The sequence below is a fragment of the Christiangramia fulva genome, assembly GCF_003024155.1.
Taxonomy (GTDB): domain Bacteria; phylum Bacteroidota; class Bacteroidia; order Flavobacteriales; family Flavobacteriaceae; genus Christiangramia; species Christiangramia fulva.
Genome location: NZ_CP028136.1, coordinates 2719650 through 2744166, shown reverse-complemented (window position 1 = coordinate 2744166; position 24517 = coordinate 2719650). Strand labels below are relative to the sequence as shown.

The window sequence follows — 24517 nt, the reverse complement described above, 5'->3', positions numbered from 1 at the left end:
TTTTTTATGAATTCATTATTCAGAAATTTCGGCGATAAGCATTAATCACAATCATTAATTATCACAAGAGAAATAAATCCCTCGCTGCACTCCAAAAGCTATCATTTCTTTTAAAACGGTTAAACATTAAAATTTTTCGAGATAAATAGAATAAGAGATTAAGTAACTGCCTAATATTCTACCAAAATAAGGAGATGTTTAAGAAATTAATGGTGATACCTTCGTTTGCTTTAAATTATCAATTAAATTTAACCGAAAAATAAGATTAACCTACAAGTATTATTTATGGCTGCCCACCGATACGTGATTCTCCTATTGTTCTTTCTGGGAAGTCTGAATCTTTATTCTCAGGAAATTTCTGAAACAAATACTGATAGCATTTATTTCAAAGCTCTGAACTTATATAAAAATAAAGAATATCCGCTTTCCCTGGATTATACTAACAAAGGTCTCGAACTCGCTAAAGACTATCATGATATTAGAATATTAAGGATCAGAAATGAGTGGGTGCTTCAGAAAATAGACCAGGCGGAAGACGATATTCTCTACCTGATGAAATACGCCAAAGATTATCCAGGGGTAAAAGAACTGGCAGAAAAGCAAATAGGTTTTTATAGCGATGCTTCAGAAAGTCTTTCTTTTATTAACGAGATTGAAATGAACTATGAGGTGGGAGATGAAATAAGAACGCTACAGGCTTCCCTTCTATTAAAGGTTAAGCAGCCAGAAAAGGCTAGGAAGATCGCGCTCGAACTATTCAAAAAACCCGATCTCAATAAAAATTTAAGATATCAGCTTCAAAATATTCTTACCCGCACGGTTTCAGATGAAATAGGATTGAGCTATCAATATGTTAATTTCAGCAAAGGCTATAGTCGCACGAATCCCTGGAATACGATAATCGGGGAATACCTCCACTATTTCAACAGAACTGCTTTGATTGGCCGAATTCATTATACAGACAGGTCTTTCGATAACGGATATCTGTACGAGCTGGAGTCTTATCCCGTCTTTAGCGATAAGTTTTATGCCCAGCTAACAGCTGGTTTTTCAAATGGTGATGTATATCCCGAATTCAGAGGAAGTGCTTCTATATTTCTCAATTTTCTGAAGGTTTTTGAAGCAGAAGCAGGGGGAAGATTGTTACATTTCAGCAACCAGGATTATTTTACCGGAATTATAGGATTAACGGCTTACCAGGGAAAATTCTATTTGAATTTAAGAAGTTTTATCGGTCCAGAGCGACTTAACAAGATTGTTCAAAATTACCAGTTCAACCTAAGATATTATTTTAAGGATATCGATAACTATCTCTTTGCCAGAATTGGCAGCGGTATTTCACCTGATGAAAAAACAATTTTCACCCAGGTTCAGGAAAATCCGGGGCTTGAAGCCTACTACTTCAATATCGGATTAAATAAAAGCCTTGGGATCCACCACCTTTTTCAGTTAAGCGGTGGATATTTGAATGAAGATATTGACCAGAACAATAAAGGAAACCAGTTCCTGGCTTCGCTAAGCTATCGTTTCAGGTTTTAAGATTCCGAAATTTTAAATCCTTTCCTGGTCATCACTCCCCATCCGGATTTAATGCGGAAGAGTTTTTTATAATAGCCTTTCATCTGGCCATATAGGAGCACAGGATGGTAAACAAATGGCTCCAAATAAGCAGCCAGTAACAGTTCTACGATTTGTTTAGGTTTAGTATAATGATCAAAATTTTTCACGTACATGAAAACCGCTGCTGTAGAAAAAATGCACCCAATTAAATAAACCAGCGTAAAAAGCAGAATAGCAGAAGGCCAATTGATCAATCCTAAAATTCCATAAACGAGAATACAAATTAACCCTAGAAATTCAACTAATGGTGCTCCAAATTCAAAAATCAACCAATAGGGATAATATAAAATTCCCATAAATCTAAATTTGGGGTTTAGAAATAATCCCTTGTGAATTTTCATGGTTTCCCAAAGACCTCGAGCCCAACGGTCACGCTGATTTACCAGTACATTAGCATCGGGCGGACCTTCGGTCCAGCAAAGAGTTTCAGGCAAATACACAACCCTATAGGGAAGCTTTAATCTCTCCATATTCTTGCGAAGCCTGATGCAAAGTTCCAGGTCCTCTCCTACTGTTTTTGCATCGAAACCTCCAACTTCAATCACTCTTTTTCGAGGATACATCCCGAAAGCTCCCGAAACCAACATTAAGCCATTAATCTCTCCCCATGCCATTCTTCCGAGTAAAAAAGCCCTGATATATTCCACAACCTGTACCATAGGAATTATACTTTCAGGCAGCCTAAGCTCCTTCAGTGTTCCGTTTCTAATAACCGAATCATTGGCAATACCTATTCCCCCGCCGCAGGCAATTATTTCCCGGTGATCTTCTTCCAAATAAGGCCTTACCATCTTTAAAAGTGCATCTTGTTCAATAATACAGTCGGCATCGGTACATATTACCAATTCAGTAGTAGCGAAATTTATACCGGCATTCAAGGCATCCGCGCGCCCTCCATTATTTTTATCAATGACTGTTAACTGAGTATATTTATGGTTGGTACTTTTATAAATGTGCTTTACCGTGGCTGTAGTAATAGGTTGCGTAATAAATGTCGCGTCCTTTTTCTCGAGATCGAATTCTCTAATTAGTTTTTCCAAAGAATCATCAGTACTTCCATCATTTACCAGAATAAATTTGTAGTAGGGATACTGGATAGAAAGAAGGGATTTAACATTTTCAATAATAGTTAGCCCCTCATTAAAGGCTGGGGCGACCAAGGTTACGGAAGGAATATCGGTAGCACTAACAATGTCTTTTACCTGTAAAAAAGAAGATTTACGAATATTTCTTCTAATAGCAATATTCGCAAGTACTACTCCCGTACAATAAAAACTGGTAAGCGTCGCACCATAAATAAGGAAAAAATAATTCACCGAATTCAAAATGAAATCACTCGTAAAAAAATTCTCAAAACTACTATACATATAATCCATTTTTGGGATATTGTTGATAATAGAATTCCTGAACTTTTTCTTTATAGCCGTTATTCCATAGTATCTCAGCGATTTTCAGTTTTAAATCGTCGTTTCCTTCATAAAGATTCTTCATATAAAAATCTAGGTCAATTTCAGAATTTCCGTGTATATACTCCAGTAATTGAGCTTGTTGGACCGGATTAGAAACAGAATCATAAAGGTGTTTGATGTAATTCATCCGTTCATCAGAAACCGCAAAAGTTTGAATGCAGTAAATAGCTGTCTCCCTTACTTCATAATCTGGATGTTTGAGATGCTGAATAATAAAATCAACCTCTTCATGTAATTGGAACTTTCTGATTATTCTCATAAGAAGCTTTTTACCGAATAGCTTATCCGTTTTATATGCCTTATGAAGCCAGTTCAGTTCTGGAGTTGGATAAAGATCGGCGAGTTTTTCAACAATTTTAATTTGTTGCCAAAGTGTTATTTTCCGTTTTAGATATGGCAGAAATCGGAGCGATTCCCAACCCATAAAAACAACAAGTGCTATTTGTGCCTCCCTTCTTACATAAATATTTCGGTGGTTTCTGAATTTGAAAATATTATCCAGATATTGAGATTGATCCATTTCATAGATCTCTCTGATTCCCTGCGCTTTTTTATACCATCCAATTCCTGAAATCTTTGAAAAAGAAGCTCCATAAGGCTGAATTTGAGCATATAAATTCTTTAACTTATGATAATTCCTTCCTAAAATGGTACGCTGGGTTCTTATCATTAGTCTAATTAGGTATTGGATATTTTTCTTTTCCCCAGGCCTTACTCCCACTTCTTCCAGAGCATGCTGAATTTTTCTTATATCCAGTGGATCATTAGGATCATTGTAAAGATACTGACTAACAATTTCGGCAAAAGTCAACTCAATTTTATGACGGATTTTAAATCGCTTTTTACGATAGAAAAAGCTATACGCAATGGATATCCAGAATATGACCAGAATTATAGAGGCTATTTTAATTAGAAATATTAAAATTTCTTCATTCATTAGTAGGTCTGTATCAAGGCTTCTATTTCATCGAGATCCAAAGGTACAGCATAAAATCCTGCAACTCCACGTACTGCGAAGATCTCCCGTTTTATTTTATTCTGCCCCATATTGGTAACAATGATCATGTCTTTATGCAAAATGATCTCCTTTACTTGCGCAACGAATTCAAGAGGAGCAATACCTTCAAAGAGAATATCAGTGATGATAAGTTGGAAATTTGTTTGCTGATCATCTATTGTTAATTGGTCCAGTGATTGAATAGCTTTACAATCAAAATTGTTTAACTGAACCAGTCTCTCCAGAATTTTAAGGATTATAATATCTTCCTGGATCACCAAGACCTTTTTCATTCCAGCTTATTTTCGCACGAAATATAGTAAATTAAGCTGAAAAATAATCTTCAAAATTTTCGGGATTTGTAGCCTTATCACGAAAGAAGAAAATCTCAAAACTGAAATTTGAAAAAAAATTCGATAATTACTAAAGAAAAAAGCTTCTGTTTTACAGTACGGCTAAGGGAGCCAAAATTGCCCCCGGTTCCTGCGAAATCTTAAAAAGAAGAATAGACTAAAGAAAAAACCAGGCGTAGACGGCAAAATCCTTAACAGAATTATTTAAAAGGTCAAAAACTTCAGCCTGGTCAAATACAAAGTACTAAATGGATAAAAATCAGATCTTATTCTTATCCCACTTCGAAATAGTAATTGTAAAAAAATTAGAGCTATACCGGCATATTCACATCAAAAAGATAACCGATAAAGGCGGTCAGCCCCATGGCAATGGTTCCCCACAAGGTAATTCGAATAATAGCTTTTAATTTACCTGATCCTCCTGTTTTAGCTGATACACCTCCTAAAAGCATTAGAAATAAAATGGAAAAACCGTAAAGAAAATAGCCCATAGATTGCATTGGGAAAAAGATGGTGACCATAAAAGGCAAAATACCACCCACCGTAAAAGCCGCACCTGAAGAAAAAGCTGCCTGTATGGGATTGGGCTGATGCATTTCATGAATTCCAAGCTCGTCCCTCACATGCGCCTGCAGAGCATCCTTTTCAGTTAACTCTTTAGCAACAGTCATTGCAGTACTCTTTTTTAAACCTCTTTCTTCATATATAAGCGCGAGTCGCTGTAGTTCCAGTTCAGGCATTTCCTCAAGTTCCTGCTTTTCCCGTTCGATATCGGCTTTTTCAAGGTCGGTTTGAGAACTTACCGAGACATATTCGCCAGCGGCCATTGATAAAGCTCCGGCCACGAGACCGGCAAGTGTTGCCAGCACTATAGGAGATCGGGTATCACTGGCAGCAGCAACCCCTACTGCAATACTGGCTGTAGAAAGAATTCCGTCATTAGCGCCTAAAACGGCTGCACGAAGCCAATTACTGCGTTGTATATAATGATTATCGAGATAATCATCCAATTGTTCGGACATATTGTAAAGATTGATTGTTAAAGCCAATTTACAATTAAAAGGCTACCGGAATAAAGTTTTTTCAGAATAAAATTTCAGAATTCTTACTTCAGTTCCTTAAAATAAAAAACCTGACAATTTATATGTTATAAGGATTTTTGATAGATAATTAGTCCGGGGGAACAGCCCCGAAGCCTCGGAAGAACCAGCGGCCAATTTCTTTAAATTTGGTACACAAAAAAAGCCTCACACTTTCGTGCAAGGCTTACTTTCGTCGGGGTGGCAGGATTCGAACCTGCGGCCTCCTGCTCCCAAAGCAGGCGCGATAACCGGGCTACGCTACACCCCGAGTAATTTCTTGATCGCGACTCAGCGCGATAACCGGGTGAAGTTTATCCTGAGCAAAATCTCTGAAAGAGTTTTGTCGAAGGGCTACACCCCGAGTAATTTCTTGATCGCGACTCAGCGCGATAACCGGGTGAAGTTTATCCTGAGCAAAATCTCTGAAAGAGTTTTGTCGAAGGGCTACACCCCGAGTAATTTCTTGATCGCGACTCAGCGCGATAACCGGGTGAAGTTTATCCTGAGCAAAATCTCTGAAAGAGTTTTGTCGAAGGGCTACACCCCGAGTAATTTCTTGATCGCGACTCAGCGCGATAACCGGGTGGAGTTTAACCTAAGCAAAAGCTCTGTAAGAGTTTTGTCGAAGGGCTACACCCCGAGTAATTTCTTGATCGCGACTCAGCGCGATAACCGGGTGGAGTTTATCCTAAGCAAAATCTCTATAAGAGTTTTGTCGAAGGGTTACACCCCCAAATTTCCAGCACCGGGCGGCAAATATAATAAATATTCATCTCCAACAATGATGATATTTAATTTTTTATATCTTAGTTTTTTGATAATTGTATAATACCCTTAACCATTATTATTGATATGAAAAAAACACTTCTATTACTGAGCCTTCTTTCCATGATGGCCTGCAAATCTGATAAAAAAGATAATTCCGAAAAAGAAGAAGATTCCTATGTAATATCAGACACCTCTGAGAAAAAACAGGAAGATTCTCCCCTGGCACAAAGTATAGAAAGAGGGAAAAAGATTTACTCAGGACTCTGCGTCACCTGTCATCTCCCTACTGGTAAAGGAATTCCCGGGACTTATCCGCCTCTTGATGGCTCTAACTGGTTAACAGAAAAACGGGAAGCTGCTATAAGAGGTGTAAAATATGGCCTCCAGGGAGAAATTAAGGTGAATGGCGAAACCTACAACAATGTGATGACACCAATGGGTTTAAGCGATCAGGAAGTAGCCGATGCACTTAATTATGTCATGCATTCCTGGAGTAACGAGGTTGATAACATGGTGACCCCCGAAGAAGTTGCTAAAGTAAAGGAAAAGTAAAATTTTATAGTTAACCGAATTTTTAAGCACTTTTTATCGTTTTAACCACCCATTTTTTAAAAAAAATTAATCATTTTTAGAAGAATTTAATACTTACAACTCCTGAAACCCTTATATTTGCAGAACATTTAAGTATATAGAGTTATATAGTTAAAAAAGAATTAATCCAGAAGAGGAATTGCTTGGATGTTCAAAAATAAATTATATTGCACCAACTTTTAGTAAAGCTTTTAAACAATTTAATCATTTCACCTATGAAAAAACTATTATCTATTGTATTCATCAGTACTCTTTTGTTTTCCTGTAGCCAGGATAATGGGATTACGGATGTTCAAGACGAACAAACGGCGCAAGTAGACCTTGAAAAACTGGTTGCCCAGGGAAAATATGATAATTCCCAATACGGAATTTATGAAGGGGTGTTTTCTAGCATTGATGGTAATAGGGCTACGGTCAGGATTGCTATTCAAGAAAAAGGAAATCCCGAAGTTACTTTTAATTTTCCTGATGGAAGTAAAACACAGTTAAAATCCTCAGGATTAACTAAAGCATCCGGTAATACTAATACTTCGAATTTTAGTGGTAAAGATTTTTCATTAGATTTCACGGTAAACAGTGATGGAACAGAACCTTTAATATCTAATGTTACTTACATGGGAAAAAAAGGCGATGTTCTGATTATGAAAGAGACTTCCAAAAACGCTATAACCCCAAGGACCGGAACATATTCTTGTATTTCTGGTTGTGATACACATCCCGATTTAGGTAAAGGAAAAACTCAAACTTTTAATGCTATTATTCAAACATCTACTTCTAGTGGATTGACTTCTTCTGGAGATACTGAAAGTACTGTAGCTGATAATAGTAAAAACGATATTGTGTTTCAAGTACAATTAGCCAGCGAAGTATTTTATATGTATAGTGGCACTCCAACGATGCCACAAAATAATTGCCAGGATAGAACAAGAGATGTTTTTATTCCTGGAGTTGGAACAGTTACTTACAACACCACCCGTTGTGATTTTACCGGCTACATCCAGGGTGGTTCAGGTTTAGCAACCGTAAATGGCACCCATAGGTTTGGAAGGACTACCCAATACAATGGTACTACCACCGATTTTAATTGTTCTGATTTCTTTGGTACTTTCACTTATACCTCGGAATGGTTTGGCACATCGAACATGACCTTCCAATCAGATGATGATCCAGGAAATGACTATTGTTTTCTTTCAAATCCATAAAAAATCATAAACAAAATTTTAAACCCGGGATTCTTCCCGGGTTTTTTACTTAATATTGTTTTATAAAATATCTTGCTATACTTATAAACAAAATTTAATTGCTGTTTAACTCCTTCGAATACGCACTTTTCCTTCCTATAGTATTCATAATATATTGGTTGATCGGGAGCAATAAAATTAAGCTCCAAAATAAACTTTTACTCTTTGGGAGCTACCTGTTTTATGGTTTCTGGGATTGGAGATTTTTAATCTTAATTTTTTTAAGTTCAATTGTAGATTACTTTGCGGCACAGAAAATATACGAGGCCAATTCCCCCGAAAAGAAAAAATTCTATTTATATTTTAGTCTTATCTGGAACCTGGGAGTCCTCTTTGCTTTTAAATATTTTAATTTTTTCACGGAAAGCTTTTTAGATCTTTTTAATTTATCGGAAGAAAAACATTTCATATCTGCTATTAACATCGTTTTACCGGTTGGATTAAGCTTTTACACCTTTCAAACTTTAAGTTATACCATTGACGTTTATAGAAACCAACTCCAGCCTACAAAACAGTTACTGGAGTTTTTATGCTTTGTAAGCTTTTTTCCGCAATTGGTTGCCGGACCTATTGAAAGGACATCGTTTCTACTTCCACAGTTTTTAAAAAAACGAAAATTTTCACTTCAAACATCTAAAGAAGGACTTCGCCAGATTTTATGGGGCCTTTTTAAAAAAATGGTAGTGGCTGATAATTTAGCTTTGGCTGTTAATACAATTTTTGATAAGCCTGGGGATTATCAAAGCTGGGAATTAGTTTATGCTCTTGTTCTATTTTACTTTCAAATTTATGCAGACTTTTCTGGATACGCCGATATTGCTTTGGGTTCAGCTAAATTATTTGGTTTTAAATTACATATTAATTTTAAACTTCCTCATTTTGCCACAAGTATTCCCGATTTCTGGAAAAGATGGAATATTACAGTTAGCCAATGGTTTCGGGATTACGTGCATATTCCTTTCTTGCAGAATCGAAAAAAAACTCTATTTAACCGCCGAATAGCACTTATTCTTACTTTTGGATTAATCGGGCTATGGCATGGAGCCGAATGGACGTTTATTATATTCGGGTTAATTCATGCTTTTTATATGATTGGATATCAGATTTATTATAAGAACTTCAAAGTAAAGACTGGGAAAAATAAAATGTGGATGAATTTGAAGCATCTTTTTTCAATCACTATTTCCTTTTCACTGTTAATTTTATCGATTGTTTTCTTTCGGGCTCCAAATACAGATATTGCTTTTACCTTTCTAGGAAGAATATTTAGTTTTATCCCGGATAATGACTTTGAAAGTATAATTAAGCTGAATGTTTTATTTTTGTTTTTAATGCTTATTCTAGAATTCTTTACTAGAAGCAAAGAATATCCGTTTATAAAAATGGAGGAAAAAATACCTGCCTTCTTAAGATGGACTATTTACTATGTATTCATTTTCTTTATAATAAGATATGGAGGACCAAAAGAATCATTCATTTATTTCCAATTCTAATCTGAGAAAATTCTTAGTTAGAGCAGTAATTTTTTTCTTTCCCGTAGTTATTGGTTACGCAATGGTAGAGTATACCCTTTCTGAGATAAATTTTGCCGAAAAAGTAAGATACAATTATATACAGGAAAATTCAGACGAAATTGAAATATTATTTTTAGGCTCCTCTCAAATTGAAAGAGCCATTAATCCAAAATTCATTGCTGCCGGTGCCATTAACCTGGCAAATTCAAGTCAGACATTATTTGAAGACTTTAAACTATTAAAATTCTTTAATCCTAAACTACCGAAATTAAAACTGGTAGTACTTGAGATTTCATATGATAAACTGGAAAGAGATAAGTCTAATATCCTACCTATTTTAGATCCTAAAAACCTTAAATTTTATGGTGTCAATACTTTCGGAAGAAAGTTAAAACTGCAAGATCATCTTCTCTTTCATTTCAGTCCGAAGTATTTTTCTAAAATATTAAACGAATATATATTTAAGACCTCGAACATTAAACTTAATAAGTTCGGATTCGACGAAAATAAATTTGACGGAGCATATAGCCATGCCAATTATGTACTTATCGAAAATATTCATAATAAGAAGAACTATAAGAAAAATCTTCTTCTTCTAAATGAGATAATAAGTTATTGCAATGAAAACAATTTAAAAATATTTATCTACCATCCCCCCACTCATTACCGGTATAATGAATTACGTGATCCCTCACTGGTGAAAAAGTGGCGGAAACTTATTGATAGTCTAAAATACCAATATCCCAAAATCCATTTTTTTATAGATGACACTAATAGTACATTCACCAGGAAATATTTTGACGATGCCAATCATCTAAATCCATTAGGTGCTGAAAAAGCCACTAAAACACTAGATTCTATTCTTCAAAAATATTATCCTAATTTGTAATATATATTTGAATGACAATGCCTTGGATTTCTATAATTATACCTTTTTACAATAGAAAAAAACTCGTTCTTGAAACTATAGAGTCCATTTTAAGGCAAACTTTTGAGCAGTACGAAGTCCTTTTGATAGACGATCATTCAAATGAGGATGTCACTTTTTCAATCCAAAATCAGGTGAAAAATGACCCAAGATTTAAAATTTTAAGGCGGAAAAGTAGTGTTAAAGGAGCTCCACAATGCAGAAATGAGGGAATTAAAGAAGCTTCAGGTGAATACCTGATGTTTCTTGATTCAGATGACTTAATGTCTCCTACTTGTCTTGAAAAGAGAATGAAGTGTGCCCGGGAAAATAAAGATTATGATTTCCTGGTGTTTAACGTCGCATTATTTAATTCCGGAACCAGGTATTGCGATTACCTCTTTTCTAATCTAAATACTTTAGATGATCTTGATGGATTTATAAAATATACTGGTGGATGGCACACCTCAAGTACAATTTTTAATCGGAATTTTTTAATTGAAAATCATTTAAATTTTGATAACGATGCCTTAAGCTGGCAGGATGTTGAATTTCATATTCGAGTGATATTAAAAAGTAAAAATTACCGTAAATTTCCCTTATCTATACCAGATATTTTTATCAGACTGCACGGTGAGAATCGAATTTCGGATTCAAAATGGTCTTATGAAAAATTATTTTCTCGTATTAAAATTTATCAGAAAATCCAGCAATTAATAGCCACAGAAACGGACCGAGAATACAAAACTGAATTTCTTAAATTATACTTCTTTTTTTTACACATAGCCGGAAGAAAACTTAAAAAAAGAGAGTTTTTAAAAATTTTAAATTTTTGGTATACTCATTATAAATTTAAAAACTACAGAACCTTTATTTTGAAAAAATATTTGAAAATATTAAATTTTTTTTCTAGAATACATTTTCCTTTTTTAGGAGCAATAATTTATCAAATTCCCAAAATTATATTGAGGAACAAATTAAAATATCCACAGAAGAAAGTAAAACTAAACAATCCAATTAACCTAAATAATTTTTTCTATTAAGTTTTCAAAAATCTACTCTTTAACTTTTTAAGCCTAAGAAAAGTATTATTAAGAATTGTTGTAATTTTATTTTGAAAATTTATCCCTTTAAGTCCAAAATCGTCTGGATAAAAATTATTGGTTAGATAATAATTATTTTTAACCTCGTTCACCATATTTTTATCATGGATTACCTCCAGCCAAAGTCGATCACTTTTATATGCTATTATATTAGCGTGATCTGACCATTCATAATGGTGCCTGGATAAAACTGTTTTAAAATTGTCTCCAGTTTCAACAATGGAGATAAAAGGATTATAATATTTAAAATGATTTCTTACTTGAAATGGATCTTTTTGGATATCTATTTGTAAACCGCGAATGAGATCTATCACCGCTTCCGATTTTCCCGATGCAAGCTTCTGAATAGTACTAATAAAATCTTTATGTATTGCATCATCATTATCCAGCCGTGTAGTAATTATAGTCTCAGATTTTATTGAAATTTCCTTCAGAATAAACCTGCTAAGACTCGTTTCTAATTCGCCTATTCCATTTATATATAAAGGGATAAACAAATTATCTTTTGCCAAAAGACCATTAATCTTTTTCTTGAATTTAGTAGGTGTATCAATATCAAAAAAAATAACCCATTTGAAATTTTTATTGGTTTGATTTTTTACGGAAGGAACACAAAATTTTTCAAATAAATAAAATCGACTAGAGAGCCATTTTTTCGTGAGAACTGATTTACCCTTCTTAGTATGAATCCAATCTTCGTTTTTTAAATTAAACCGTGTGCATAGAAAATGCTTCATTCCTTAATTGATTACCTCACTGATTGCACCGAAAATTCCTTTTGCCAATTTCAAGTAGTCAAATTTTTGTTTTGCAAATTCAAGGCTGTTTCGAGACAAAATTGAATACTCTTTTTTCTTAATAGCGGATAATTCAAAAATTAAGTTTTTTAATTCATTGGAATTATTAAATAAAAACCCATTATAATTATTTCGAACTAATTCCGGAAAAGCCCCAGATTTCCTAACAACCACCGGTATTCCACATGAATTAGCTTCTGCTATAGTCCGCCCGAAAGCTTCAAAAGTGGCATTAGAAATTAAAATTTCAAAATTTTCATAGATATCCTCCCTATTCACAAAACCATGATAATTAATATTAGGAGAATTTATTTTTTCAAACCATTTCAAAAAGTTTGGACTACCATGGCCAAAAATTTCCAGCTGAATTCCTAATTCCTTTATTTCTGAGGAATTAAATAATTCTATAATCTCCTTTTGCCCTTTTTGCTTATTTATACGCCCTACTATTCCAAATTTTATCGAATGATTCATAGAAGCAATGGCAAAATTGCTATTATTCTCCATTAATACACTATCATAGAATATCCGGTAATTCTCTTTGCCGAAATTTTTCAGATAATTTTCTTGTAAAAATTTTGAAGTAAAAAGATGTAAATCTACCTCATTATAGTGGGTAATGAATTCATTTTCTTTTTCTAAACAAAAACCATAAATATTATCATTCACGGTTTCTCGATGATGCCAAATAACTTTCTTCTCTAGCTTTTTCCCAACATATAAACCCATAGGACACAAGGAAGAGTTTACATAAATTATATCAGGAGAAAATTTTCTGGCAAAATTCAAATGAGATTTTAACCTTACTTTATTTTTTAAAAACTTTTGCCATTTATTCTTTTCGAACCAAAGTTTATACAAAATAGTTGATTTCTTCTTCCATTTCCTGGCAATTGGTTCTTCATAAAACCAGTTATAATGTTTTATAACTTGGAATGGAATAGACCTCTTCTTTAGCTTACTTTCAATAGGACCTTTATTAGGGATAACAACAAAAATTTCAATTTGAGGATTGATTGTTTTTAAACCAATAATAAGTTCTATGAGGGAACGGTTCGCACCATATAATGTAGATGAATGTGCATAAAAAAGGATCCTCATAAACTTATTTTGATTTGTCAAAAATATCAATTCTTATTGAGTTTTCTTCAATCTACCCTAAAGACAGCAATTTTTGTTTTCAAACTTATAATTACCTTTGCGGAAAATTAATTTCCTATGCTTATTATCGGGATTGCCGGTGGTACCGGAAGCGGAAAAACTACCGTGGTAAATCAGATCATTGAAGAATTAAAAAACGAGGAAGTCGATGTAATTTCGCAGGATTCTTATTACAATGACACCTCCCACCTCTCTTTCGAAGACCGAAAAAAGATCAATTTCGACCATCCCAAATCCATCGATTTTGAATTGATGGCTACCCACCTTCAGGAATTAAGAAGCGGCAGGACCATCCAACAACCGGTTTATTCTTTTAAAGAACACAACCGTACCGGCGAAACCATAGAAATTCAGCCTCGAAAAGTAGTGATCGTGGAAGGAATTTTAATTCTTACCCATCCCGAAATCCGCGATCTTTTTGATATAAAGATTTATGTTCATGCCGACAGTGACGAGCGGCTCATTCGCCGACTTAAACGCGATATCGCTGAACGTGGGCGCGATCTCGAAGAGGTTCTTTGGCGCTATCAAACCACTTTAAAACCTATGCACCAGCAATTCATTGAACCTACTAAAGAATTCGCCGATATCATAATTCCTACGAATCGATATAATACCGTGGCTGTTGATATCGTTCAAACAATTATTAAAGATCGCTTAACCTAAATTTGTATATTTAACGAGTATGAAATTTAAAGACCTGCGAAAAAAGCCCTGGTTCAGGTTTATCAGCAACAAATATGTGCTGATAACCTTGATTTTTGCCGGATGGATGTTTTTCCTGGATACCAATTCCTGGCTTATTCATCATGAATTAAATCAGGAAATTCAGGAATTGCAGGACAATAAAAACTATTATCAAACTCAAATTGCGGAAGATAAAGAGGTGATCAACAAGCTCCATGATTCCACCGAGCTGGAGAAATTTGCCCGCCAGAAGTACTATATGAAGAGGGATGATGAAGATATTTACATCATCGAGTACGACACCATCGACTAAACCTGCTCTTTCGTAAAAAACCAACCCGATAATGAAAGAATTGTTATTTCAGGAATTTGAACAAGTTTCTGCAAAACAATGGAAACAGAAGATACAGGCTGATCTCAAGGGAGCAGATTATAACGAAACCCTTGTCACGCACAGCCTTCATGGCATTGATATTAAGCCATTTTACACTTCAGAAGATGTTCAGGAAACGCTGAAAATTAATAATCCTGCCAATTGGAAGGTCACTGAAAAAATTTATGCAGTTTCTGCGGAAACAGCTTTAAAAAAAGCCCTGAATGCTATTGAAAAAGGGGCCGAAGCGATCTGGTTCACTATTCCTTCTGCTGATATTGAAGCTGAAACTCTGCTGAAAGGACTTCCACAGGAAATTGATCTTTATTTCGATCTCCTTTTTCTTGATCCTGGTTACGCAGCGAAATTAAATAAATACCTGGAAGGCAGAAGCGGAAAATCTTTCCTGCAAACCGATATAATCGGAAAACTTGCCCGCAGCGGTAACTGGTTCGATAACCTGAAAAAAGACCATGAAGATTTGGAGAAAATCGTTCAGAATTCTTCAAATTTCAGTTCGATTATCAGTGTCGATGCTTCACTTTTTCAGAATGCGGGAGCCAATATTCCACAGCAACTCTCCTATTCCATTGCTCAGCTTACCGAATATTTCAATTATTTTTCTGGTAATACTTCGGCCAAGAAAAATCCTGTGCAGTTCAAGGTTTCTGTGGGAGCCGATTATTTTATGGAAATCGCTAAAATCAGGGCGCTTCGCTGGTTGTACAGCACTATAGCAGAAGAATTCGGCTGGAGTGAAACTTGTGAAATCCTGACATTTCCGGGGAAAAGAAATAAGACGATTTACGATTACAATGTGAATTTGCTTCGTACCACAACCGAGTGCATGAGTGCGATACTTGGTGGTGCCGATGCAATTTGTAATTTTCCGTACGACATTGTCTATCATAAAGACAATGAATTTGGAAGCAGAATTGCCCGCAATCAACTGCTTATTCTGAAAAATGAAAGTTATTTTGATAAAGTGGGCAATATTGCGGAAGGTACCTATTATATTGAAAGTCTGACCATACAACTGGCTGAAAAAGCCCTTGAAATTTTTAAGGAAGTTGAAAAAGGTGGTGGCTTTCTGAAAGAATTGAAAGCCGGAACTATTCAGCGAAAAATAAAAGAAAGTGCCAGGGCTGAACAAGAAGCTTTCGATGAGCAGAAGCTGGTATTGATTGGGACCAATAAATTTGAGAATCAGCAGGATCGTATGAAAAATGAACTGGAACTTTTTCCTTTTTTGAAGAAGAAACATCGAAAAACCTTACTGGAACCAATCCTTGAAAAACGACTCAGCGAAGATTATGAAAAACGTCGTTTAGAAACGGAAGAAAATTCGAAAAATTAAAACCGGAATATGTCGCGAAAAGATCTACAGAACATACAATTAGCCGAGAAAAAAGCTAATTCTGAGGAGAATTCCGGAAACAGCGAATTTAAAACTCCGGAAGGGATTGATATAAAAAAACATTATTCTTCAGCCGATTTAAAAGACGCCGAGCACCTGCATTTTGCCGCGGGAATTCCGCCATACCTGCGTGGTCCATACAGCACCATGTATGTTAAAAGGCCCTGGACAATTCGCCAGTACGCCGGATTTTCAACCGCTGAAGAAAGTAACGCATTTTACAGGCGAAACCTGGCTGCCGGACAAAAAGGCCTGAGCGTGGCCTTCGATTTACCAACGCATCGCGGCTATGACAGCGATCACGAACGCGTGGTGGGGGACGTGGGTAAAGCTGGTGTGGCCATTGACTCGGTGGAAGATATGAAGATTCTCTTCGACCAGATTCCGCTTGATAAGATGTCGGTTTCCATGACCATGAACGGGGCCGTTTTGCCAATTATGGCATTTTATATCGTGGCTGCTGAGGAACAGGGCGTAAAACCTGAACAGCTTTCAGGCACCATCCAAAATGATATTTTGAAGGAATTCATGGTGAGGAACACTTACATCTACCCTCCTACTCCTTCCATGAAGATCATTTCTGATATTTTCGAATATGCTTCGAAGCGCATGCCGCGATTCAATAGTATCAGTATTTCAGGTTATCACATGCAGGAAGCCGGTGCGACCTGCGATATTGAACTGGCTTATACCCTGGCTGACGGACTCGAATACATCCGAAAAGGACTCGAAGCCGGAATGGATATCGATAGTTTTGCTCCCAGACTTTCCTTTTTCTGGGCCATAGGAATGAACCATTTTATGGAAATCGCAAAAATGCGTGCCGCACGGATGCTTTGGGCGAAGCTGGTTAAACAGTTCAATCCGAAGAATCCAAAATCGCTTTCCCTTAGAACACATTCCCAAACCAGCGGCTGGAGTTTAACCGAGCAGGATCCGTTCAATAATGTGGCGAGAACCTGTATAGAAGCGGCGGCTGCAGCTTTCGGTGGGACTCAAAGCTTACATACCAATGCCCTTGACGAGGCTATTGCCCTGCCAACCGATTTTTCCGCCAGAATTGCAAGAAATACGCAGCTTTATCTTCAAAATGAGACTAATATTACTAAAACAGTAGATCCCTGGGCGGGTAGTTTTTATGTGGAAAAACTAACGGAAGAGATCGCTCAGAAAGCCTGGAAGCTAATTGAAGAAGTGGAAGAACTTGGCGGAATGACCAAAGCCATTGAATCAGGAATCCCGAAAATGCGAATTGAAGAAGCTGCCGCTAAAAAGCAGGCAAGGATCGATAGCGGTACCGATATTATCGTTGGAGTAAATAAATACCGACTCGAAAAAGAGGAAGAACTCGTCACTCTCGAAGTCGATAATCAAACCGTACGCCGACAACAGATCGCAAGGCTCGAAAAAATAAAATCTGAAAGGGATTCTGAAAAAGTGCATAAAGCTTTGGAAAGACTTACCGAAGCAGCGCGTGAAAAAAATGGCAACTTATTGGAGTTAGCCATAGAAGCTGCCCGGGAAAGAGCCAGTTTGGGTGAGATTAGCGATGCGCTGGAAAAAGTTTATGGGCGCCACAAGGCCAAGGTACAAACCTTTAGCGGTGTATATTCAAAAGAAATGAAAGATAACAGCTCATTTAATAAAGCAAGGGACCTCGCCGATAAATTCGCCGAAATGGAAGGCCGGCGCCCGCGCATCATGATCGCGAAAATGGGACAGGACGGCCATGATCGCGGAGCAAAGGTAGTGGCTACCGGTTACGCCGATCTGGGATTTGATGTGGATATCGGTCCGCTATTCCAGACTCCTGCCGAAGCCGCCCAACAGGCCGTGGAGAATGATGTGCACATTCTGGGAGTTTCTTCGCTTGCTGCGGGACATAAAACTTTGGTGCCACAGGTGATCGAAGAACTGAAGAAAAGAGGCCGCGAAGATATTATGGTGATCGTAGGCGGAGTGATACCTTCTCAGGATTATAAGTTCCTATTTGATGCCGGAGCCGTTGCGGTTTTTGGACCAGGAACAAAAATCAGTGATGCCGCGATCCAGTTATTGGAGATTTTAATTGATGAATAGGAAAAGCTTTTATGATTGATAGTCGTTACATCACCCTAAAAAGAGAGCCATTCTTTCAGATTGCAAAAAATTTAATAAAAGAATCTTACCGGGTTTTAGATATTGGGCCCGGAGACGGCGAATTTGCTTTCTATTGCAATAAAGAAGATATTTATTTATTTGACCGAAATGAAAAAACCGTCAAACATCTAAAGAAAAAATATAAAAATGTTTTTCTTGGAGAACTGCCAAAATTACCTTTTGATTCTCAATTTTTTGATGTAATCCATATTAGCCATGTAATTGAACATTTATATCCACACCAACTATATGAATCTTTAAATGAAATGAACAGATGCTGCAAGCCAGGTGGTTTTATTATCATTTCCACTCCTTTGCTGTGGCACGGTTTCTATAATGACCTTTCACATATTCGCCCCTATAATCCTATGGTTATTGAAAAATATTTATGCAGACAATCCAATAATAATTTTAGCAGAAAAAATATTTCTCATGATTTCACTGTAGAAAGAATTGAATACAGATATATTGAAAAACCGGAGGATCTTAATTTATATAAATTTACTAAAATAGGATGGCTGCTAAAAAGGATTTGGATTTTCTGCCGAAGAAGACTTTTTAAAAAGTATATTAAAACTGGGTATACAATAGTTTTACGGAAAGAATCCAATAACACTTGAAAATATGAATTATAAAGAAAAAATGCTTCGGGACGATGCGCTAAAAGGAAAAAATATTATCGTTACAGGAGGCGGAAGCGGGCTTGGAAAGGCCATGACAAAATATTTTCTGGAATTAGGTGCTAGGGTCGCCATCACTTCCAGAAATATGGAAAAACTGGAAACTGTTAGTAAGGAGCTTTCTGAACAAACAGGTTCAATCTGTTTACCTGTTCAATGCGATGTTAGGCATTACGACCAGGTAGAAGCGATGAGAGATAAGGTTGTTTCAGAATTTGGATCGGTTGATATTCTTCTGAATAACGCAGCGGGAAACTTCATTTCCCCTACCGAACGGCTCAGCGCCAATGCTTTTGACACCATTATCGATATTGTATTAAAAGGCAGCAAAAACTGTACTCTGGCACTGGGAAAACACTGGATCGATAAAAAACAAACCAATAAAACAATTCTGAATATTGTTACCACCTATGCCTGGACGGGTTCTGCCTACGTGGTACCGAGCGCGACCGCCAAAGCCGGGGTTCTGGCCATGACGCGTTCACTCGCCGTAGAATGGGCAAAATATGGAATCCGCTCAAATGCGATTGCACCTGGCCCCTTCCCTACCAAAGGTGCCTGGGATCGTTTACTCCCGGGAGACCTGAAAGAAAAATTCGACCTTTCCAAAAAAGTGCCGTTGAAAAGAGTGGGTGAACACCAGGAACTGGCAAATCTTGCTGCTTACCTCGTTTCCGACTTTTCAGCTTATATCAACGGCGAAGTCATCACCATCGATGGCGGCGAATGGCTTAAAGGTGCCGGACAATTCAATTTACTGGAACAAATTCCCGACGAAATGTGGGATCAGCTGGAAGCAATGATCAAATCGAAGAAATCGACTTAAAATTAATTTTTTCACTCGAATTCGCTTTCAGTGTTTTTCAGAAAATAAATCGAAGAAAACTAAGTTTTTAACAAGCCAGGTTTACAGAAGAACTGTTTAATAGCTCTAATTAGCGCACATACCGGTTTTTCTTTAGAAGCTGTTAACAATTTCATTTTATAAACCTATAATTAATTGTATTTTTACCTTTCAAAAATTGCACACAATTAATGGGTAAAATCATTGCTATTGCTAACCAGAAAGGGGGCGTAGGAAAAACCACAACTTCGGTGAACCTCGCGGCTTCGCTTGGTGTCCTTGAAAAGAAAATTTTATTGATAGATGCCGATCCACAGGCGAATGCCACTTCGGGACTCGGGATCGATGTGGAAGAAGTCGAATTGGGAACTTATCAGTTGCTGGAACACTCTGTAAAAGCGGAAGAAGCCATCAGGGAAACCAGTTCACCTAACCTGGATATTATTCCTGCTCATATCGATCTTGTGGCGATCGAAATCGAACTGGTAGATCAGGAAAAGCGCGAATCCATGCTCAAAACCGCTATAGAACCGCTGCGCGATAAATACGATTTTATCCTGATAGATTGTGCTCCCTCACTGGGATTGCTTACTCTAAATGCCTTAACGGCCGCCGATTCGGTTATCATACCTATACAATGTGAGTATTTTGCGCTGGAAGGTCTTGGAAAACTGTTGAATACTATAAAAAGCGTTCAGAAAATTCATAACAACAAGTTGGATATTGAAGGCTTATTGCTAACAATGTATGATTCCAGGCTTCGGCTTTCCAACCAGGTGGTGGAAGAAGTGAAAAAACATTTCAATGAGATGGTATTTGAGACAATCATTCAACGAAATGTGCGTTTAAGCGAGGCCCCCAGTTACGGTGAAAGTATTATTAATTACGATGCATCGAGTAAAGGAGCCAGCAATTACCTGAGCCTGGCGCATGAAATTATAAAGAAAAACGAATAAGATGGCGAAAGCTACCAGAAAACAAGCATTGGGAAGAGGACTTTCAGCACTACTGAAAGATCCTGAGAATGATATTAAGTCTGCTGAAGATAAAAATGCCGGCAAACTGGTTGGACATATCGTGGAACTGGAACTTTCATCAATTGAAGTGAATCCGTTCCAGCCGCGTACAAGCTTTAATGAAGAGTCTTTAAAAGAACTCGCCTCTTCCATCAACGAATTAGGCGTTATTCAGCCTATTACCGTAAGAAAGCTGGATTTTGACAAGTATCAGCTGGTCTCCGGTGAACGAAGATATCGCGCCTCAAAATTAGTAGGTCTTGAAACCATTCCGGCATTTATCCGCATCGCGAATGATCAGGAATCGCTGGAAATGGCCCTGGTTGAAAATATTCAGCGACAGGATCTTGACCCGATTGAAATTGCTCTTTCTTACCAGCGACTGATCGATGAGATCAGTCTCACCCAGGAACAATTGAGTGACAGGGTGGGTAAAAACCGCTCTACCATTGCTAATTATTTACGTTTACTGAAGCTCGATCCCATCATCCAGACTGGAATGAGGGACGGATTTTTAAGTATGGGCCACGGCCGTGCGCTTATAAATGTTGATGATTCCCAGAAACAACTGGAGATCTATGAAAAAGTTCTCCAGAAATCCCTTTCAGTCAGAGAAACCGAAAAGCTTGTTCGTGAACTGAATGGCGGCGGAAAAGATTCTAAATCTGAAGCCAAAAAAGCGCCGATTGCCAAAATCTATAAGAAAGGCGCGAAGGAATTTTCGGAATACCTGGGTGCAAAAGTCGACGTAAAAGTCACCAAAAAGGGAAGCGGAAAGCTTAGCATTCCTTTTTCTTCGGAAGAAGATTTTGAAAGGATCAAAAAACTAATTCGCGGTGAAGCTTAAATTCGTTCTTTTTCAGTTTTTTTTTCTTCTGGCGGTTTTCGCAACCCATGCACAGCAGGATTCTTTGAGTATTTCTTCAAAAACAACTACAGAAAAGGAAATTCAGCAAAAAGAAAACGAGCCTTATAACGCTCTTGCCCCTTCCAAAGCCGCTTTTTATTCGGCAATCTTACCTGGTCTTGGCCAGGCTTATAATGGCAGTTACTGGAAAATTCCTATCGCGTATGGCGGAATGGCCACCGGTATTTATTTTTATCTCAAAAATGATAGGGAATATAACAAATATCGGGATGCTTATAAGAACAGGCTTGCGGGAAGACCCGACCAGTTCGAGGGACGAATTGCAACGAATGGCCTTATAAGAGCCCAGGAATTTTATCAGAAAAATAAAGAGATTTCTATAATGGTAACGGTTGGTGTATATATTTTAAATATTGTCGACGCCAATGTAGAAGCTCATCTTCGACAGTTCAACGTCAATGAAGATCTAAGCTTCAGACCTAATATGGATTATGATGCCTTACGGGGAAAAACAAATTACGGACTCACTTTAAATTATAGTTTTTAAGATGAATATTGCGATACTGGGATATGGAAAAATGGGAAAAGTGATTGAAGAGATCGCTGAAGAACGAGGGCATGAGATCGTGCTCAAAGTAGATGAAGATATAGAAAATTATCAGCTGGATAAGGCAGAGATCGATGTTGCCATTGATTTTAGTGTTCCCGATGCGGCCTTTAAAAATATCAGCAGCTGTTTTAAAAACAAGATTCCGGTGGTTTGCGGTACCACCGGCTGGCTCGATAAATATGAAAAAGCGAAAAAGATCTGTGAAGAAGAAGGAACTGCTTTTATTTATGCTTCCAACTTCAGCCTTGGCGTAAATGTTTTCTTTGAACTGAATAAAAAACTGGCCGATATGATGAAAGGACTTCCGGAATATTCGGTTGAAATCGAGGAAATCCATCATGTCCAAAAGCTGGATGCGCCAAGCGGTACCGCAATTAGCCTCGCGCAACAGATCATTGAGAAATATCCCGATAAAAAAGGATGGCAGCTTGATCATGCTGATAAAGACGAAATAGTAATCCATGCAAAACGCATTAAAGATGTTCCGGGAATTCATACCGTCACCTACGAATCTGAAATAGACAGCATAGAAATCATCCATTCTGCAAAATCCAGGAAGGGTTTCGCCCTGGGTGCTGTTGTGGCTGCAGAATTTTTACAGGACAAAAAAGGAATTTTTACTATGAAAGATGTTCTTTCAAGCCTTTTTAAATAATATTTGTAACAAAATCGAAAAAATCAGGCCTAACAGGTAAAAAGAAAAAAATATGACACTTACAGAATGGTTTATATTCTTCCTGGTACTTCAGGTAATTCACTTTTTAGGAACCTGGAAGCTTTATCATAGAGCGGGAAGAAAAGCCTGGGAAGCTGCTGTTCCGGTTTATAATGCCGTTGTTTTAATGAAGATCATTAACCGGCCTCGCTGGTGGGTGATTTTGATGTTTATTCCCATTGTAAATCTTATAATCATTCCGGTGATCTGGGTGGAGACCATCAGAAGTTTTGGACGACATTCCACCGCTGAAACCTTTGCTGTTATTCTCACTCTGGGTTTCTACATTTATTATGTCAATTATGCTACAAACGATCCGTATATCGCCGATCGTTCCCTAAAACCACGAACTGAAGCGGGCGAATGGATAAGCTCCATTCTTTTTGCCGTGATCGCTGCGACCATCGTGCATACCTATATCATGCAGCCCTTCACCATCCCAACTTCTTCTTTGGAAAAGACTTTATTAGTTGGGGATTTTTTGTTCGTGAGTAAATTCCATTACGGTGCCCGTGTTCCCGAAACGGCGATAGCTTTCCCTATGGTTCATGATACTATTCCAATTTTGGGAATTAAATCCTATTTAAACAAACCACAGATACCTTATTTCCGCTTTCCGGGATTTGAAAATGTGGAACGAAACGATATTGTGGTTTTTAACTGGCCGGTTGATACGGTGCGTAAGTTTTTTGACCAGTCAAACAAGCATTATATTAAACCTGTTGATAAAAAATCGAATTATGTAAAACGTGCAGTAGGTTTACCCGGGGATTCCCTGAGTGTGATCAATGGATACGTTTATGTAAATGGGGAAAAACTGCAGCTTCCAGGGCGTGCCAAACCTCAATATTCCTATATCGGGAAAACCAACGGCCAGCCATTAAATCCTCGTCTTCTTTATGAGATGTACGATATCACAGATGGGTATTCTTATAATCCGAGCAATAACGTTTTCATCATTCAGTCTATGTCTGACGAGAGTTTTGAGCGTTTTAAAAATAATCCTAATATAGCCTCGGTTCAAAGACTCATCGATTCTGCCGGAGTAAAAAATCTGGGTTTATTTCCCAATAATGGGAAGATGACCTGGAATAATGACAATTTCGGACCGATCTATATCCCGAAAGAAGGAGTGACAGTAGAAATCACCCCGGAAACTCTCCCTTTCTACCGCCGTATCATCGAAGTCTATGAAGGTCGCGAATGGGGTAATGACCGAAAACTTACCATAAATGGGACCCAGGTATATTTGAACGGTGAACCCATCGACGCCTATACCTTTCAGCAGGATTATTACTGGATGATGGGAGATAACAGGGAAAATTCGGAAGACAGCCGTTACTGGGGCTATGTTCCCGAAAACCATATTGTGGGAAAACCTGTTTTCATCTGGATGAGTTGGGATTCCAATGCTTCAGGTTTTGATAAGATAAGATGGGAACGTGTGTTCACCACCGTGAAAGGCGATGAGGAGCCTACTTCTTTCCTGCCTTATTTCCTCATTATTGTGGTGATCTTCTTCGGCTGGAAATACTTTAAGAAAAGACGTGAACAGGCATAAATTC

General features: G+C 37.3%; 23 protein-coding genes and 1 tRNA gene. 17 read left to right on the top strand and 7 right to left on the bottom strand.

The genetic code is table 11. From position 1 onward, the window contains the following. Positions 1-285: 285 nt before the first annotated feature. Positions 286-1539 (top strand): YaiO family outer membrane beta-barrel protein, encoded by a 1254-nt coding sequence (locus tag C7S20_RS12270; RefSeq protein WP_107012740.1) that lies wholly within the window; start codon positions 286-288, stop codon positions 1537-1539. Here C7S20_RS12270 and C7S20_RS12265 read toward each other — a convergent pair. From C7S20_RS12265 to C7S20_RS12245, 5 genes are all read right to left on the bottom strand, one after another. Further along, positions 1536-2987, bottom strand: coding sequence for a glycosyltransferase family 2 protein (locus C7S20_RS12265; protein ID WP_107014227.1), 1452 nt, complete (start codon positions 2985-2987; stop codon positions 1536-1538). The genes C7S20_RS12270 and C7S20_RS12265 overlap by 4 nt on opposite strands. Next, the gene (locus C7S20_RS12260; RefSeq protein WP_107012739.1) at positions 2980-4026 is read right to left on the bottom strand and encodes a HEAT repeat domain-containing protein; all 1047 of its coding nucleotides are present in this window, start codon (positions 4024-4026) and stop codon (positions 2980-2982) included. The genes C7S20_RS12265 and C7S20_RS12260 overlap by 8 nt, the downstream gene beginning before the upstream one ends. Further along, positions 4026-4379, bottom strand: coding sequence for a DNA-binding transcriptional response regulator (locus C7S20_RS12255; protein WP_107012738.1), 354 nt, complete (start codon positions 4377-4379; stop codon positions 4026-4028). Before C7S20_RS12255 ends, C7S20_RS12260 begins: the two co-directional genes overlap by 1 nt. Before the next feature lie 371 nt (positions 4380-4750). After that, positions 4751-5461: a VIT1/CCC1 transporter family protein gene (locus C7S20_RS12250; RefSeq protein ID WP_107012737.1), complete on the bottom strand. Its 711-nt coding sequence runs from the start codon at positions 5459-5461 to the stop codon at positions 4751-4753. A gap of 253 nt (positions 5462-5714) precedes the next feature. After that, positions 5715-5789: transfer RNA gene (locus C7S20_RS12245), tRNA-Pro, on the bottom strand. Between the two features lie 584 nt (positions 5790-6373). On the opposite strand from C7S20_RS12245, the gene C7S20_RS12240 reads away from it, so the two are divergent. The 5 genes from C7S20_RS12240 to C7S20_RS12220 all read left to right on the top strand — a co-directional run bounded on the left by C7S20_RS12240 (position 6374) and on the right by C7S20_RS12220 (position 11585). Next, the gene (locus C7S20_RS12240) at positions 6374-6841 is read left to right on the top strand and encodes a c-type cytochrome (protein ID WP_107012736.1); all 468 of its coding nucleotides are present in this window, start codon (positions 6374-6376) and stop codon (positions 6839-6841) included. A gap of 254 nt (positions 6842-7095) precedes the next feature. Next, entirely contained in the window at positions 7096-8082 is a 987-nt protein-coding gene (locus C7S20_RS12235; RefSeq protein ID WP_107012735.1) for a hypothetical protein, read from the top strand. A gap of 98 nt (positions 8083-8180) precedes the next feature. Next, entirely contained in the window at positions 8181-9614 is a 1434-nt protein-coding gene (locus tag C7S20_RS12230) for an MBOAT family O-acyltransferase (protein WP_107012734.1), read from the top strand. Positions 9615-9675: 61 nt separating this feature from the next. Then, complete coding sequence (locus tag C7S20_RS12225) at positions 9676-10524, top strand: hypothetical protein (protein WP_159039921.1); 849 nt, start codon at positions 9676-9678, stop codon at positions 10522-10524. An 11-nt stretch (positions 10525-10535) separates the two neighbouring features. Continuing rightward, on the top strand, positions 10536-11585 hold the full coding sequence (locus C7S20_RS12220) for a glycosyltransferase family 2 protein (RefSeq protein WP_107012732.1): 1050 nt from the start codon (positions 10536-10538) through the stop codon (positions 11583-11585). On the opposite strand, the gene C7S20_RS12215 is transcribed toward C7S20_RS12220, so the two are convergent. Continuing rightward, positions 11582-12382: a glycosyltransferase gene (locus C7S20_RS12215; protein ID WP_107012731.1), complete on the bottom strand. Its 801-nt coding sequence runs from the start codon at positions 12380-12382 to the stop codon at positions 11582-11584. The genes C7S20_RS12220 and C7S20_RS12215 overlap by 4 nt on opposite strands. Positions 12383-12385: 3 nt before the next feature. Then, positions 12386-13543, bottom strand: coding sequence for a glycosyltransferase family 4 protein (locus C7S20_RS12210; protein ID WP_107012730.1), 1158 nt, complete (start codon positions 13541-13543; stop codon positions 12386-12388). A 117-nt stretch (positions 13544-13660) separates the two neighbouring features. On the opposite strand from C7S20_RS12210, the gene udk reads away from it, so the two are divergent. From udk to lepB, 11 genes are all read left to right on the top strand, one after another. Further along, positions 13661-14269, top strand: a complete 609-nt coding sequence (gene udk, locus C7S20_RS12205) for a uridine kinase (protein WP_107012729.1) — start codon at positions 13661-13663, stop codon at positions 14267-14269. Between the two features lie 19 nt (positions 14270-14288). After that, entirely contained in the window at positions 14289-14603 is a 315-nt protein-coding gene (locus tag C7S20_RS12200) for an FtsB family cell division protein (RefSeq protein ID WP_107012728.1), read from the top strand. Between the two features lie 31 nt (positions 14604-14634). Beyond that, a complete protein-coding gene (locus tag C7S20_RS12195) occupies positions 14635-16020 on the top strand; it encodes a methylmalonyl-CoA mutase subunit beta (RefSeq protein WP_107012727.1) in 1386 nt (461 codons plus the stop codon). A gap of 9 nt (positions 16021-16029) precedes the next feature. Continuing rightward, positions 16030-18159 carry a methylmalonyl-CoA mutase gene (gene scpA, locus C7S20_RS12190; protein ID WP_107012726.1) on the top strand — a complete coding sequence of 710 codons (2130 nt, stop codon included), beginning with the start codon at positions 16030-16032 and terminating at the stop codon, positions 18157-18159. A gap of 11 nt (positions 18160-18170) precedes the next feature. Continuing rightward, positions 18171-18839: a class I SAM-dependent methyltransferase gene (locus C7S20_RS12185; RefSeq protein ID WP_107012725.1), complete on the top strand. Its 669-nt coding sequence runs from the start codon at positions 18171-18173 to the stop codon at positions 18837-18839. 4 nt (positions 18840-18843) lie between these two features. After that, entirely contained in the window at positions 18844-19725 is an 882-nt protein-coding gene (locus tag C7S20_RS12180) for an SDR family oxidoreductase (protein ID WP_107012724.1), read from the top strand. A 209-nt stretch (positions 19726-19934) separates the two neighbouring features. Continuing rightward, a complete protein-coding gene (locus C7S20_RS12175; protein WP_107012723.1) occupies positions 19935-20699 on the top strand; it encodes a ParA family protein in 765 nt (254 codons plus the stop codon). Position 20700: 1 nt separating this feature from the next. Then, positions 20701-21606 (top strand): ParB/RepB/Spo0J family partition protein, encoded by a 906-nt coding sequence (locus C7S20_RS12170; protein WP_107012722.1) that lies wholly within the window; start codon positions 20701-20703, stop codon positions 21604-21606. Further along, positions 21596-22174 carry a DUF5683 domain-containing protein gene (locus C7S20_RS12165; RefSeq protein ID WP_107012721.1) on the top strand — a complete coding sequence of 193 codons (579 nt, stop codon included), beginning with the start codon at positions 21596-21598 and terminating at the stop codon, positions 22172-22174. The genes C7S20_RS12170 and C7S20_RS12165 overlap by 11 nt, the downstream gene beginning before the upstream one ends. 1 nt (position 22175) lies before the next feature. Next, positions 22176-22892, top strand: a complete 717-nt coding sequence (gene dapB / locus C7S20_RS12160) for a 4-hydroxy-tetrahydrodipicolinate reductase (protein ID WP_107012720.1) — start codon at positions 22176-22178, stop codon at positions 22890-22892. Between the two features lie 52 nt (positions 22893-22944). Next, positions 22945-24513 (top strand): signal peptidase I, encoded by a 1569-nt coding sequence (gene lepB, locus C7S20_RS12155; RefSeq protein WP_107012719.1) that lies wholly within the window; start codon positions 22945-22947, stop codon positions 24511-24513. The last annotated feature ends 4 nt before the right edge of the window (positions 24514-24517 follow it).